Here is a 13,363-nt window from a genome sequence, read left to right on the forward strand (position 1 = left end):
GCGGAGAGATGACGACGGCCGCGTGAAGGGCTCGTGACCGCCCGGCTTAAGATCCTGCTCCGTGAGCGACATCGAGTTCCCCGACACCCTGATAGCCCTGGAGCGCGCCGCCTGGGAGGAGCACCGGGCCGGGCGGCTCACCGTCGCCACCGCCAACGCCGTGCAGGACGCCATCACCGCGCACGCCGAGGCGGTTGGAATGCCGCGGGTCGACGTGGAGATGGCGCTCAAGAAGGCCGTGCGGCACGCGCCCGCCGAGGGCTGACACCGCGACGCCCCGCTGGTGCGTGACCACCGACGGGGCGCCATTCGAGTAGTCGCACACGCAGAAAGCGCGGACAACGATCTACTCAGGCTAGCCCGGGCCACTGACAACGCCGGGGCCTTCGACGGCGACGGCGTGCTGGCACTCCCGCCACGTCGCGGTGAAGGACTCGCTCCCCTCGGCCTGCACCACCGTCATCTCGGACTGCATGCGAAGGCAGAACGGGCACGCGATGGTCAGCCGGGGAACCCAGGTGCGTTGCAAGGTGAGCACGCTGATCTCTGGCTCGGAGATGCTGTCGCCGACCTGCGTCATGTACTGGTCCCACATCCGCCGCGTCCACCTTGCGGCTATCTGCTCGGGCATGGGCGCCTCCTCGCGTCCTCGCCAGGATGGCAGACGGTCACGCCTCGTCCGGCCAAGTCGTCAACACAGCGCCGGTGTCCTCGTCGACGAGGGTGATGTGCGCCCCGGGCCGGCCCCAGTGCCTGATCCACGTGGTGACCTTGCCGCGGGCCACGGCTTCGCTCCCCCACCAGCCCTGCATGGCCGGCTCCCCCTCGGAGGTGAGGGTGAGGTGGTAGCGGGCGGGGTCCTGGTTGCTGCTCACGCCGACCACCCTAGACTCGAACACATGAACGACATGCCGCCCGAAGAGCGCCTCGCGAAGCTGACCGCTTTGGAGGAGTGGCTGGACTACCAGCTGCGCACCACCCGGGCGAAGATCCGCACCCTGCAGGCGGAGGTCGAGCGGGGGCGGCGGCAGGCGCAGCGGGCGCGCGACGAGGCCCGGTGGAAGTTGGAGCCGGCGCGCGACCGCAGGACCGTGCTGCACCGTGGCGGTTGCTGCATCTGGAAAGGCGACCACGGATTCCTCACCCGCGACGAGGCGCTGCTGGCGCTCGAGGACGAAAGCCTGCACGTGGAGATGTGCGGGGTCTGCAACCCGGAGCCGGGCCTGCGGCAGACGTGACAGCGCCCGCCGAGACGGGGGATGCTCGGCGGGCGCTGCGGGTAGTGTGGCACGGGGCGGGCGGCTACAGCCCGATGTCTTCGCTCGCCGCGTCGGTCCATTTGTCGGCCTCCCGGATGTAGCCCCAGAAGGCGGGGCTGTTCTCGGCATGCCCGGACTGTTCGCGGATCTTCTCCTCTCGCTTCCCTGCGCGTCGAGAGGTGGTGATGAACCCGGCCCGCATCGAGTGCCCGGTGAGCCGGACGGACAGCCCAGCGCGTTCAGCGTTGCGGGCGATGATCTCGCGGACGGCTTCTGGGGAGAGGGCTTGGTTGCCGAGGCGGCCGTGGACGGTGATGGGCAGGAAGGCGGGGCCGCTGGTGATGCCTGCTGCGGCGCGCCAGGTGAGCCAGGCCCGGACGGGGCAGGTGTCGGGGTTCTTGCCGTAGCCGACGACGACGTCCCGGGGCGGCCTCCCCTTCACGGCGGGGACGTGGACTTCGAGGCCTTGGCTGACGTGGACGATCGCCTCGGCGCGGAGGGCGGCGACTTCGGCGGAGCGTCCGGCGATGGCGAAGGCCATCAGCCAGAGGGCGCGGTCGCGGAGTCCGGTGAGTCCGTCGGCGACGGCGGCGTTCATCTGGCGGAGTTGTTCGGGGGTGACGGCTGCGGCCTTGCCCCTGCCGCGCGCCATCCGTTCGGGGTCGTTCTTGAGCGGCTTGAGGGCCTGCCGGGCGGCGACGGTGGCGGCCTTGGGGACTTCGATGCCGTGTTCGTTCCGGGCGGTGACGGTGACGCCGGTGATGCGGCGGTCGATCGAGTTGGGGGCGGCGAGTTTGATGGTGTCGAGCCAGACGACGAATCCGACGAGCGTGCCCTTGGTGACGTTGGTGGAGGCGATGCGGTGCCCGGTGTGCTCCCCGAGCCAGTCGTGGAACTCCTCCCAGAGTGCCCAGTCGTTGGCGTAGCTGCGTTTGGTGTTGTGGGGGCGGATGGCGTCGAGGTGCTTCTCGGCTGCCTCTTCCATGGCGGCGAGGACGGCGAGCGTCGCAGCGTCGTAGACGGCGGGGGCGGCGTCCGGCTGGTGCGGGACGAGGTTGGTCATCGGCAGTCCGAGCACGGGTACTTGCCACACAGGCTGTGGTCGCGGCGCACCGCCCGGTCGATAGCGGGCGGAATGCTCTGACTGACGGCAGTCGCCGTAGCTAGGCAGTCGTCGCCGCAGAACGGCTCGCGGTTCGGGCCGTCACTCCACACGGTCGGGGTCCAGTTCCAGATCTCGGCGCCGCACAGGGCGCACTCCAGTGGCGGTTTCTTGGTCACGGCTGCTCTCCAGTTAGATACGGTAGGGGCGATGCCCCGGCTGCTTACCTCAGCCGGGGCATCATCACGGGCGGGTCATGCGGCGTCGGTGAAGCAGCCGCAGCCGCCGAAGTCCTGCGTGTCGATGACGTCATCGGGGTCGGCGTCCAGTAGCGAGAACAGATCAGGCTGCTCGACCTTGCGGCGCTCTATCCGCTGCCGAAGCGCGGCCAGCGTCAACGGCTTCGTCGTGCCACCTCGGCGGTCACGGAGGATCGACACGTCCTTGCCGAGGAGCGCGCGCATCTTCTCCTCCGCGCGTTCGGCGCGGGCGTACCGCTCGGGGAAAACGTCCAGGAGCCGCGCCCACTGCGCCTGACCGCCCTTGACGCAGGCGCCGCCGCAGTTGTTGTGCGCGAACCCGAGGTCGTACAGACGGGGACGGCGCAGGCCGACGGCTGCGGCCTCAATGAACCACTGGTCCTTGTCGCGGTACGGGGGCTGCGTGAGCGGGAACTCGACCTGCCACGGCGCCCACCCAGACCGAACGGCGGGGATGCGGTGGGTCTCGGTCCAGTCGATCCCGACGTACAGCACGGTGTCCGCTGGGTCGGTGTTGGCGGTCAGCCAGTCGCGGCACGGCTCTTGCTTCAGCGCGTGGGAGCACTGGGCAATACGGGTGTTACCGAGCCACCGCTTATCCTCGAACACCTGCCACGGGTCGCGCTCCTGGGCGTCTGCGACGCGGATCAGGTCCATGCCGAGCTGCGCGGCTGCCTCGCGATTCCAGCGGTGCAGATCTTCGTCTTCGGCGTTGGTGTCGGCGAACAGCAGGACCGTGCTGGCCGCGCCGTGTTCGGCGATGACGTGCCGGGCGGTGGCCCAGCTTGTGATCCCACCGGACCACATCACTACATGCTTCATGGGAGCCTCCTGATCTAATCGTAAGGGGACCCCTTACATATGTCAACCCACCCCTTACACTGAGTCCATGACGAACCCGCCGAGCCCTTTCGAGAACCTCAAGCATCTCGCCGAGCAGGGCGACGCCACACGGCGCGCCAAGGATGTAGGCGCGGCACTGCAAGCCATCCCCGACTTGCAGAAATGGCTGCGCGAGATCCGACACGAAGCCGTGCGGGAGATGCGCGACGACGGGCTCAGCCATGCTCAGGTTGCCGCCGAACTCGGCATCAGCAGGGCGCGCGCTCAGCAAATCGCCGAGGGCCGGACCACCGGCAAGCGGGCGGACGGAGAGTCGGACAATCAGCCCAAATAACGCCCGCGATATGGCATGTTATCGAGAGGTCGACGGGCCAACTCCGGGCCCGGGCACAGCAGAACGCCCCCACCGCCGAGAGCGGTGGGGGCGTTGTCGTTCACGCGGGTTCGTCGTCCGGCGGCCAGTCCGGCTCCTGGAACGGGTTGATGGCCGGCGCGGGGATGGGCTGGGGTTCGGCCTCCCCCAGCTGCACGAGGGACCGCATGTCGGCGGCCGTGTCGTCCCGGCGCGGGCGGAGGGGGATCGGGTCAGGCATCTCAGACTCCAGTTCGGTTGTACTCGTCGACCCGAGCAGGCGGGGCTGGCGGTTCGATGCCGTTGCTGCGCATCTGCGCGGTCAGCTCCCCCACGTACCAGGCGAACGACCGCACCAGGGACCGCAGCCCCCGCACCTCCTCCCGGCAGGCGGTCAGTTCGGTACGCAGCTCCGTCTTGATCGCATCGAATGCGGCCCGGTCCTCCGCCCGCTGATTCGGTTCCGCCGCGGCCTGGGCTGCCGCGGTGTTCGCCCGGGCGGTGGCTTGGGCGGCCCGGGTGGTGGCACGCGCGGTGAAGGCGACACCGGTCAGCGTCAGCAGCGAGCCGACCACGGTGACGACGACGGCTGCTGTGTTCATGCGGCCTTGCCTCTCCGGGCAGGCCTTGGCACGCGGGGGACCGAATACTCGGGAACCGTGGCCGCCCACAGGATGACCCCCACGTGGGAGGTGAGGTACCAGATGGCGACCCACAGGCCGCGGGAGTACTGGCCGCTCACGACGGCGGCCGTGTAGGCGATGGCCCACACAGTGGGGGGAATGATGGCGGCGGCGAACCCGAACCAGTCGCGGCCGACGCGCAGGAACGCGGAGCCGAAGGTGACGAGGCCGCACACGATCCACAGCCACGACCAGTGGCGGAGGCTGCACAGGTCGGTGAGGAGCTGCAGGCCCTGGTCGCTGGGCGGGTCGACGAGGAACGACACGCCCCAGCAGGTTTTGCCGACGCCGAGGATCGCGAGGAAGACGCCGCGGCGGCCCAGGGCCTTGTACAGCCGCCGGGCCGCACGGCAGGGCACTCAGACCGCCCGGGGCGGTTCGGCCGTGGCCGGGGCGCTGGGGTTGGCCGGGGCGACCTGGCCGCGGGTGAGGAGTCCGAGGACGGCGAGGACGACCGCGTTGAGGGCGCCGATCTTCTCCGGGCCGAGCTCCAGGCCGTAGGCGGCGAGCAGGGCAGCCACCGCGGCGACGAGACCGGTGAACGCGCTGGGCGCGATGGGCCGGGTCACGGCCGCCGTGGCCGCGGCGAACACGGCGGAGATGACGGCGACGATCGCGCCGGCCTGCTCGGCCGACAGGCCGAACTGGAAGGTGACGAGCAGCGACAGACCGGCCGAGACGGCGGCGATGACGAGAGCAGGCTCTCTACCGAACAGCTTCATGGTCAGGACTCCTGGTTCTCGGTGGTGACGTCGACGCTGACCTTGACCACGGCGTCGGCGATGGCCTTCTCCACGGCGGCGACGACTTGGGCGGTGTCGACGTCGGAGCCGACGAGCTGCGCCAGCTTGGTGATGGCGGCGGACTGGGCGGTGAGCCGTGCGTCCATGGCGCGCACCCGGTTGCCGATGTCCTTGATGTAGGACTGCGGCTGCCAGTTGACGTTGGTCTTCCGGTCCGGCGCGGTGTCCGGGGCGGCGACCTGGTCGGTCTTCCAGACGGCGTCGTAGATGTCCTGCTTGGTCATGCCCGCCATGGGGTCGTCCTCCTGGAGTGCGGTGGGTCGGGGTGCGCCCTTCTGCACCCACGCATACAGCTCGGGCCCGGGGCAGGCGGTGGCGTAGCCGTCGCGGTGCCCCTTGATCTCGCTGCCGGCGCCGTTGTTGCGGAGCAGGTCGATGCCGTCGCGGATCGCGCCGAGCATGGCGTCCGTGGGCTTGGTCAGCCCGGAGGAGCCGACGAGGCCGACGATCGCGTAGTGCGCCTGGTTGAGGGCCTGGTTGCCGTTGGCGCCGGTGCGCTTGCGCAGGCCGCGGCCCTCCAGCAAGTAGCCGTGGGGGCAGGCGGCGTAGTTGTAGGCGACGTCGCTGTAGTTCTCGGCCTTGTTCGCGAGGTGCGAGGCGCGGATGTTCTTCCACTCGGCGATGCACGCGTTGTGGTCGGTGAGCAGCTTGGTGCTGACCGGCGAGCCTTCGTAGTGGACCTTCACGCCCTTGGCGGTGGTCTGTGTCGGCGCGGCCGACGCGGGCCAGCCGAGCTGGGCTCTGGTGACGAGCTTCAAGGTGGGCCCCTTTCGGGCATGAAAAAGGCCCCGGTCCGGGGCGCGGGTTGGGGTGGCGGCTACAGGCTGACGGTGACGCCGTTGAAGCCGATCCACGGAGGTTTGACGGACGCGGAGAACCCGAAGACTTCGAGGTAGCCGTCGGTCTTCACATCCAACTTGAGGGCGATGCGGTCGCTACTGGTGTCCGAGCAGGGGATGAGGACGGTCCGCAGCGTGCTGGGCCGCACAGCGCTGGGCAGGGCGGTGTTATTGACTACGTAGCTGCCCGTAGGTGACGTCGGGTAGGAGGCCCGGGCGAGCGCACCGCGGAACTGGAGGCTCTCCTCGCCGCTGATGTTGAGCAGCCGGTACTGGAAGGTGCCATTGGAGTTGCCGTCCTGCGTCCACGGCGAGGCGGGCGTGATGGTCGTCCACGAGGAGCGGCCCACCGACACGGCGACCCAACTGCTGCCGTCCCACAGGTCGAGGCGGTTGACGTCCTGCAGCCACGTCAGCATGCCCTCGACCGGCGCGGTGAGCGTGGCGCCGCGGGCGGATGCGGAGGCGAAGCGCAGCACGCCGCGCGGGATGACGCCGTCGGCGAAGGCCTTGATGGCGTCGGGGATGCTGGGCGGGTCGGTCATCTGCCAGAGGGCGATGCCCTGGCCCCACTGGTCCGGCGCGGTCACGGGCCCTCCTAGATGGTGTAGCTGATGCCGTCGAGGGCCACCCACGTCGGCAGGCTGGTGGACTGGAAGGTGCGCAGAGCACCGGCCGCCGTGATCTCCAGACGGCACACGGCGGGCATGGCCCCGGCGTCACGGGCGACTGCCCAGGCGACGGCCACGCCGGGCCGGATCGCGGTGGGGATGGTGGCGAGGGTGTCGCCGTCGGCGATCGTCCCCGAGGTGGGTCCGATGCGGCCCCGCATCCAGATGCGGCGGCCCTCGCGCATCCAGCTGGCGGTGTAGCCGTGACCCGGGTTGGTGTAGCCGGCGGCGAGGGTGAGCGTGGTCCAGCCGCTGACGGTGGCCAGGGTGCCGAGGGCGAGCCAGTTGCCGCTGGAGGACTGGTCGATGCGGATGACGTCGCCGACCGACGGCAGGGCGTACCGGTCGAGGCAGCGGATGTCTTCGATGCCGTCGGCGTCGACGGTGCCGTCGCCGTTCACCGCGGTGACGACGGCGGTGCGCCAGTCGGCGCCGCGCACCGATGGGGCGCGCTCCCCGGTGCGTTTGGCCTGCTGCTTGAGAGCCCAGGCGAGGTCGCGGTGCATGCTCGGGCTGGGCTTGCTCACGCGTCCTCCTTGGCGCTGATGGTGGAGATGGGGAAGTCGCCAGCCTCGCTGAGGGGCACGGTGAATGCGGCGGCCTGATGGAGTTCGCGGGTTCCGTCTTCGTGCGTCACCCGCAGCACGTCGCCGGGTTCGAGGGCTGCGTTCGGCAGTGAGCTGATGTCGCCGGAGGCGTTCGGCGCCTTGCTCTTGGCGAGCTCCGCGTTGGCGGCCTGGGCGCAGGCGCTGAGGGTGGTGTAGGCGCTGGAGGAGATGAACTTCGGGCGGCGGCCGAACGGCCCACCCCAGTAGGTGGGTGATCCCGGGTCGTCGTCGACAGCGAGGAAGCTGACCGGCGCCACGTTCTCGGAGGTGTTCTCGCCGCGCGCGAGTACGCCGTTGCGCACACCATCACTGCTCATGGCCCGGTTGGCGGAGATGTAGACGCCGCCTTCGACGGCTTCGATCGCCCACACCGGTGGTGTGGTCAGCAGGTTGGGCAGCGAGGCGATGACGAACACACCGTCCGCGTTGCAGTAGACCTCGGCGCCGGCCGCTGCGGCGATCTCTTGAGCCCCGGCCCACGGATCGCCCTCCACGTCGAAGACGCGGGCGCCGATAGGGGTGTCGACGATGGAGCTGATGACATCGGCCGTGGGGATGCTTCGCTGGATGAGCGCCGTGACCGCGCCGACGACCGTGCCCGACACCTTAAAGGGCTCGGTGAACTGGTCGTCGGCGACGATCGCGGACAGGTCCTTGCCCTGCAGACTGACGGGTCCTTCGTTGATATCGCCGTCGGCGGTGTCGAGCCTGAACAGGCCGATCGGCACCAGCTCCTGCGTGCCGTCGCCGTAGTCGATGCCGCGGGAGATCCGCAGCCGCGCCCCGTAGGTGGCGAGCTGGTCCGTGGGGGTGCGCGGGATCAGCGACGGGTCGGCGACGGTGACCGTGCAGGTGCGGCGGATGGCCTGGCCGCGGTCGACGGTGACGCTGCCGCCCGTGTGCTCCAGGTCGAGCACACGTCCATCGGTGAGGAACAGCTGCACGCTGGTGGCCACGCGGTGCGGCTCGGCGAGCCGCCGCAGGAACCGGTCTGACACCGGGTACACGGCATCACCCCCGGCGGTCGAGCAGCAGTGCCTCACTGGTTGCGTACACGTCCAGCAGGTCGGCGCAGGTCGCGAACTCTGTGACAACGTCCTGCCAGGTGCGGCCGGCGGCGCCGTTGACGCCTGTGGTGAGCGGCAGGTCGGCTTCGGTGAGCGGCAGCGTCCAGGCCCGCCACTGCTCCTGTGCGAGCGGGCTGACCCGGCTTTCGGTGATCTGCCCGACGGACACGTACATGTCGGCCACGCCCATGCCGGGGGCGGTCTGCCACAGCAGGGTGTTGCCGGAGTCGAGCAGCAGGTGCAGCGCTGCCCGTTCCTCGTCCGAACGTGTCCAGATGGCGAGTTCCCCTTCGAGGCCCTGCCGCCGGCCGGAGAGGACGACCTTGTTGCGGCGCCCGCGGATGACGAAGGCGGCTTGTTCGATGGGGCGCTGCCAGTCCGGGGGCTTGGCGACCAGGACTTTCACGTTGCGCTGCGGGTTGCCCGGGTCCTTCAGCCACGCCTCGTTGCCGTCGGGCAGTTCAAGGGTGACGGGCCCGGAAGAACGGGTGACCTGCACGGCGCCGCCGGCGGTGTAGACGGTGACCGCGTAGTAGTACTGCACCCCGAACGGCGCCTCGTGGTCTTCGATGACGAGCAGGTCCGAGGTGATGGGCTGCCGGTCGATGAGTCCGGACGGTCCGCGCACGAGGGTGCGTGTTCCGTCCGCGGCGACCCGCTGCACGGTGATCGTGTAGTCGTCGAGGGGCAGTTCCCGCAGCGTCAGCGTGGCGTAGCCGCTGTCGGAGTGTGCCTCGACCGCGGTCTGCGGCAGGACCTCCCACAGGACGACCTGGTCGACGTTCAGCACGCTCGCCGTGGTGGCCGCGGTGACCACCAGGTCGATGGACGCCTGCGTCGCATCGGCCGGTGCGGTGCTGTCCGACGGCATGACGTACCAGGCGGAGCCGGGCACCCCGTAGGAGACGCCGCCGCTGACACCCACCTCGACGTTGGCGTCGTCGTACCAGCGGACGCGCACCACCACGGACGTCCACGTGCCCGCGTCGGGGTGGGCGAGGATCTGCGCCCGCCAGCTCACGCCCCCGATGACCGGGAACTTCGCGGAGCGGATCGTCGAGGTGGTGGCGGTGCTGCTGGTGATGGCCAGCGAGTAGGCGCCCTCGAAGTAGCTGTCGCCCCAGGGACTGGTGCGGGCGACCGTGGCCACGCCGTTGGCGACCGTCCACCCGGCGACGCCCTGCTCGAAGCTGCCGTCCGCGTAGGGCACGACGGTGCCGGCCTGCAGCTCGGGCGCCGCGGCGATGACGATGGTCTCCAGCCGCAGCACCTGCCCGGCGGACGCCCCGTCGAGGCCGGCCGCGAGCGAGCAGGATGCGGCATTGGCGGGCGCCGTATCGGAGACCCGCTGCCGGTACATGCCGGTCGCCGGAGTCGGTGGCGCGAGCACAGAGCGGGTGGCCTGGATCTGGTTGTCGTTGACGTCGTAGAAGCGCAGCTCGATCCACGCCGTCGACGCCACCGTGGGCGGCTGCAGGTAGGCGTAGGCAAGGTACTCCTGCCCGGGGGTGACCGTGGGCCGGTCCACCGCCAGGATGGACGCATTGCCCGCGGCCACGGCGGTCATCGCCAACGTCTGGCCGCCGGCCAGATAGTTGTCGACGGCCCAGCCCATGACCGGCGTCTGCCGGCTGATCGAGGCGTTGACGACCGGCGCCCAGCCCGAGGCATCCACCTCCGAGCTCTCCGTGTTGAAGGGGAAGAGGTTGCCGATCGTCCTGACAGGCGCCCCGAGGTAGATGTTCTCCCAGAAGTGGGAGACGTTCGCCCCGGCCTCTGTCGACGACAGCAGCACCTGCGCCTGCGTCGCTCCGGACGGAGCCACCCCGGCGACGGACACGCGGTGCCACGCCGCCGAGGACCCCGTCGTCGGCACCGACCAGGTGATGCCGAGCTGGATCGCCCCGTACATCCAGCGGATGCCGATCCGCTCCCCCACCACACCAGCGGTGTCAGCGAACACGTAATAGACGGTGCCTGCGGTGATCGGATAGGAGGAGACCGTGCGGGCCTGCATCTCCCCCGCGGCCACCGACCGGACGGACAAGCAGCCGCCCCCGCCCGCCCGGCCCCCGATTCCCGCGTGGATCGTGCAGTTGAGGTGCGACGTCCAGCCCGACGTGTTCGGGTCGATGGTCTCCGTCGTCGGGCTGAGGAGGTTCCCGGGAATCGCCAAGAGATCCTCCTCAGCTCGCGTTGAGTACCTGGATGAGCTCGCCCTGCGCTGTGCGAACCTCGGCCCGCGCGATGTCGGTGATCTCCCGGTCGCCGACGTACACCGCGACGTTCAGCCCGTTGAGGCTGCCGTTTCCGGCGGCAAGGCTGGTCATGGTCCGCCACTGAGTCGGAGTAAGGACGGCTTCAGGCTGGCGCAGGTTGTTCACGCCGGTCTGCCCGGGGCCGAGCCAGCCGCCCGAGTCGTAGCCGCCCGGCCGGTTGTAGGCCCGCGACAGGCTGCCGTAGGTCGCGAGCGCGTATCGCATGGAGGCGTACACGTTGGCGAGCGGGTCGACGGACACCCCGTAGGAGAAGGGGCCCTTGTTGCGGAACCGCCCCGCATGCCTTTGGAAGGTCGGCCGGATCACTTGGAGCAGGCCGACCGACGGATGCCCCGCCTTCCAGTTGCTGTCCCAGCGATTGACGATGTTCGGATCGCCGCCAGACTCCTGGTTCATCCTGCGCAGGGTCGTGTTGGCGAGGCTGGCGGGCTGCCCCACCAGGCCGAGCGCCTGGTTGACCACGCCCCGCCACCGCTGGACGCCCTTACCGCCGGAGCCCTTTCCGCCGCCTCCGGTCAGGTACGACATCGGGTCCACGGGCTTGCCGTTGACCCGCGCCTCCAGGTGGAGGTGCGGTCCGGTGACGTTGCCGGTGGCGCCCACCCGGCCGATCGTCTGGCCGGCCTGGACGGCGCCCGCCTTCTTCACGATCGCCGACAGGTGGGCGTACAGGGACTGCAGCCCGTGCCCGTGGTTGACCAGGATGTGGTTGCCGTAGGGGCCACCAGAACGGGCCGATGCGATCTGCCCGTTGGCGACAGCGTGCACGGCCTTGCCTACCGCCGCGGGGAAGTCGAGGCCGGTGTGCCGGCCGGAGGACCACATGCGGCCGGCGACGCCGAACTTCGTGCCGTAGGCGGCGTCGACGGGCTTGACCCACTGGCCGCCGCCCATCTGGGAGTCCTCGGACCCCTTGATGAACGACAGCGCCTTAGTCAGCAGCGACGTGGGCAGCGCCTTGGCGAGGGCGCCGAACCCGGTCGTGCCGCCGGGGATCCGGCTGATGAGCTCGCGGATGGGCTTGGCGGCGAGCTGGGCGGCCTTGTAGACGCCGCCGAGGATCCAGTCCTTCCCCTTCCTGATCAGGTTGCCGAGCTTGTCGAGAGTGCCGCCGAACCAGTCGCCGATGCCGCCGTGGTGGCCGACGATGCCGCCCTCGGCGTAGCCCAGAAGGCGCCGCACTGCGCCCGCACCGCCGCGGTTGCCCGCGTCGTTGAGGGCGTGGACGGTGCCTGGCCCGATGCCGCGGACGACCTCGGGCACGAGGACGCCCTCGCCGGAACGCATGGGGGTGAGGACGTCGTCCCGCTTCCGGGACTGGTAGCCGGGCAGCACACCGCCGCGCGCCCAGCCCTTGGGCTTGAACGCGGGCAGCTTGTCGATCGGCAGGACCTTGGCTGCGGCGTTCCACAGGCCGCGCACGCCTTGGTTGTAGACGACGTCGATGACCCATTTGATGGGCGCCTTCGTCGCATTCTTGATCTTGTCCCAGGCTTTGCCGATGCCCTTCCGTGCCGCGTCGAACGCGCCGACGAGCCGGTCCTTCAGAGTCACGGCCCAGCCGGGCACGGTTTGGGTGAAGAACACCCGGATCGGCGAAAGGATGTTCTTCTTGATCCAGTTCCACACGGAGTTGATGCCGGTGCGCATCGACAGGTAGGCGCCGATGACCTTGAAGCCCATCGTGCGGGCCCAGCTCGGCACGAGCACCGTGAAGAACAGCTTGAACGGATTGAGGACCTTGTCGCGGATGAAGCTCCAGGCTCCCGAGATCCCGGCCTGGATGCCGCGCCACACCGGCAGGATCACCTTGTCGCGCAACCAGATCATGGCCGGGCCGAGCCGGTCAGCGACCCACCCGATCAGCGACGCGATGATCTTGACCAGGCCCGTAACCCAGCCGATCACGGTCTTCAGGGCTCCCGCCAGCAGGCCGACGAGGAACCCGGCGAGTGACAGCAGCGGCGGCAGGAGCCACGACAGCACCTTCACCGCGAGCTCCAGCACCAGAGCAACGATCTTCGCCAGCGACGGGATGATCGGAATCAGGGCCAGCGTCAGCTGCACGAACGACGGCATCAGCTGAACAAGCAGGCCCGTCGCCAGAGACACCACCTGGCCGATGAGCTGCCCGATCAGCGGCCACAGCGGCTCCAGCGCCTCGAACAGGATCAGCAGAGCCTGCGTCAGCGGCGGCAGCGCCTGCGCGAGCATGCCCGCGAACGTGCGGGCAAGGTCGGCCACCACCGGCGCGAGGCTGGCGATGACCGGGGCCAGGGAGCGGCCGAGCTCGGCGGCGATGCCGACGATCGGCGGCAACAGCTGCATCGCCGCCTCGGCGATCGTGCCGAACGCGTCCGCGAGGATGGGCAGGATCGGCCGCAGAGCGTCGAAGACCTGCGTGATGAGCTGCACCCCGATAGGAATCAGCGGCTGGATCGCCACGACCAGCTGCTGAAACACCTGCGCGATGAGCTGGGCGATGTCCGTGAGCACCGGCGCCAGAGCCTGGACCACATCGGTCAGGGGCCCGACCAGGGCGCCGACGACCTGGGTGATCAGTCCGATGACCGGGCCGAGCGCCGGAGCCAGCCCCT

At 69.8% G+C, this 13,363-nt stretch carries 18 protein-coding genes; 3 read left to right on the forward strand and 15 right to left on the reverse strand.

What is annotated here, in order from left to right:
- Positions 1 to 61: 61 nt before the first annotated feature.
- Entirely contained in the window at positions 62 to 265 is a 204-nt protein-coding gene (locus IE153_RS40385; protein ID WP_189594657.1) for a hypothetical protein, read from the forward strand.
- A 90-nt stretch (positions 266 to 355) separates the two neighbouring features.
- Here IE153_RS40385 and IE153_RS40390 read toward each other — a convergent pair whose 3' ends face one another.
- Both IE153_RS40390 and IE153_RS40395 read right to left on the reverse strand, forming a co-directional pair.
- Positions 356 to 631 carry a hypothetical protein gene (locus IE153_RS40390; RefSeq protein WP_189594658.1) on the reverse strand — a complete coding sequence of 92 codons (276 nt, stop codon included), beginning with the start codon at positions 629 to 631 and terminating at the stop codon, positions 356 to 358.
- Between the two features lie 37 nt (positions 632 to 668).
- Positions 669 to 875, reverse strand: a complete 207-nt coding sequence (locus tag IE153_RS40395; protein ID WP_189594659.1) for a hypothetical protein — start codon at positions 873 to 875, stop codon at positions 669 to 671.
- Positions 876 to 899: 24 nt separating this feature from the next.
- Between IE153_RS40395 and IE153_RS40400 the strand changes: the two genes are divergently transcribed.
- Positions 900 to 1,238, forward strand: a complete 339-nt coding sequence (locus IE153_RS40400) for a DUF6233 domain-containing protein (protein ID WP_189594660.1) — start codon at positions 900 to 902, stop codon at positions 1,236 to 1,238.
- 64 nt (positions 1,239 to 1,302) lie between these two features.
- On the opposite strand, the gene IE153_RS40405 is transcribed toward IE153_RS40400, so the two are convergent.
- From IE153_RS40405 to IE153_RS40415, 3 genes are all read right to left on the reverse strand, one after another.
- Entirely contained in the window at positions 1,303 to 2,322 is a 1,020-nt protein-coding gene (locus IE153_RS40405; RefSeq protein WP_189594661.1) for a tyrosine-type recombinase/integrase, read from the reverse strand.
- Positions 2,319 to 2,540 carry a hypothetical protein gene (locus IE153_RS40410; protein ID WP_189594662.1) on the reverse strand — a complete coding sequence of 74 codons (222 nt, stop codon included), beginning with the start codon at positions 2,538 to 2,540 and terminating at the stop codon, positions 2,319 to 2,321. Before IE153_RS40410 ends, IE153_RS40405 begins: the two co-directional genes overlap by 4 nt.
- A 75-nt stretch (positions 2,541 to 2,615) precedes the next feature.
- Positions 2,616 to 3,443: a hypothetical protein gene (locus IE153_RS40415; RefSeq protein WP_189594663.1), complete on the reverse strand. Its 828-nt coding sequence runs from the start codon at positions 3,441 to 3,443 to the stop codon at positions 2,616 to 2,618.
- A 67-nt stretch (positions 3,444 to 3,510) separates the two neighbouring features.
- Between IE153_RS40415 and IE153_RS40420 the strand changes: the two genes are divergently transcribed.
- On the forward strand, positions 3,511 to 3,798 hold the full coding sequence (locus tag IE153_RS40420; RefSeq protein ID WP_189594664.1) for a sigma-70 family RNA polymerase sigma factor: 288 nt from the start codon (positions 3,511 to 3,513) through the stop codon (positions 3,796 to 3,798).
- 100 nt (positions 3,799 to 3,898) lie between these two features.
- On the opposite strand, the gene IE153_RS40425 is transcribed toward IE153_RS40420, so the two are convergent.
- From IE153_RS40425 to IE153_RS40470, 10 genes are all read right to left on the reverse strand, one after another.
- The gene (locus IE153_RS40425) at positions 3,899 to 4,057 is read right to left on the reverse strand and encodes a hypothetical protein (protein ID WP_189594665.1); all 159 of its coding nucleotides are present in this window, start codon (positions 4,055 to 4,057) and stop codon (positions 3,899 to 3,901) included.
- 1 nt (position 4,058) lies between these two features.
- Positions 4,059 to 4,418, reverse strand: coding sequence for a hypothetical protein (locus tag IE153_RS40430; RefSeq protein WP_189594666.1), 360 nt, complete (start codon positions 4,416 to 4,418; stop codon positions 4,059 to 4,061).
- Entirely contained in the window at positions 4,415 to 4,858 is a 444-nt protein-coding gene (locus IE153_RS40435; RefSeq protein ID WP_189594667.1) for a hypothetical protein, read from the reverse strand. The genes IE153_RS40430 and IE153_RS40435 overlap by 4 nt, the downstream gene beginning before the upstream one ends.
- Positions 4,859 to 5,221, reverse strand: a complete 363-nt coding sequence (locus tag IE153_RS40440; RefSeq protein WP_189594668.1) for a hypothetical protein — start codon at positions 5,219 to 5,221, stop codon at positions 4,859 to 4,861.
- Positions 5,222 to 5,223: 2 nt separating this feature from the next.
- Entirely contained in the window at positions 5,224 to 6,060 is an 837-nt protein-coding gene (locus IE153_RS40445) for a peptidoglycan recognition protein family protein (protein ID WP_229829431.1), read from the reverse strand.
- 59 nt (positions 6,061 to 6,119) lie between these two features.
- The gene (locus IE153_RS40450; RefSeq protein ID WP_189594669.1) at positions 6,120 to 6,731 is read right to left on the reverse strand and encodes a hypothetical protein; all 612 of its coding nucleotides are present in this window, start codon (positions 6,729 to 6,731) and stop codon (positions 6,120 to 6,122) included.
- A gap of 8 nt (positions 6,732 to 6,739) precedes the next feature.
- Entirely contained in the window at positions 6,740 to 7,339 is a 600-nt protein-coding gene (locus IE153_RS40455; RefSeq protein ID WP_189594670.1) for a hypothetical protein, read from the reverse strand.
- Entirely contained in the window at positions 7,336 to 8,418 is a 1,083-nt protein-coding gene (locus IE153_RS40460; protein WP_229829432.1) for a DUF5047 domain-containing protein, read from the reverse strand. Before IE153_RS40460 ends, IE153_RS40455 begins: the two co-directional genes overlap by 4 nt.
- Before the next feature lie 13 nt (positions 8,419 to 8,431).
- Positions 8,432 to 10,663, reverse strand: a complete 2,232-nt coding sequence (locus IE153_RS40465) for a hypothetical protein (RefSeq protein ID WP_189594672.1) — start codon at positions 10,661 to 10,663, stop codon at positions 8,432 to 8,434.
- Positions 10,664 to 10,673: 10 nt separating this feature from the next.
- Positions 10,674 to 13,363 (reverse strand): peptidoglycan DD-metalloendopeptidase family protein (locus tag IE153_RS40470; RefSeq protein WP_189594673.1); only part of this gene is annotated, 2,690 nt, incomplete at its 5' end.

Origin of the sequence: Streptomyces massasporeus (assembly GCF_014648995.1) — a bacterium.
GTDB classification, from domain to species: Bacteria; Actinomycetota; Actinomycetes; order Streptomycetales; family Streptomycetaceae; genus Streptomyces; species Streptomyces massasporeus.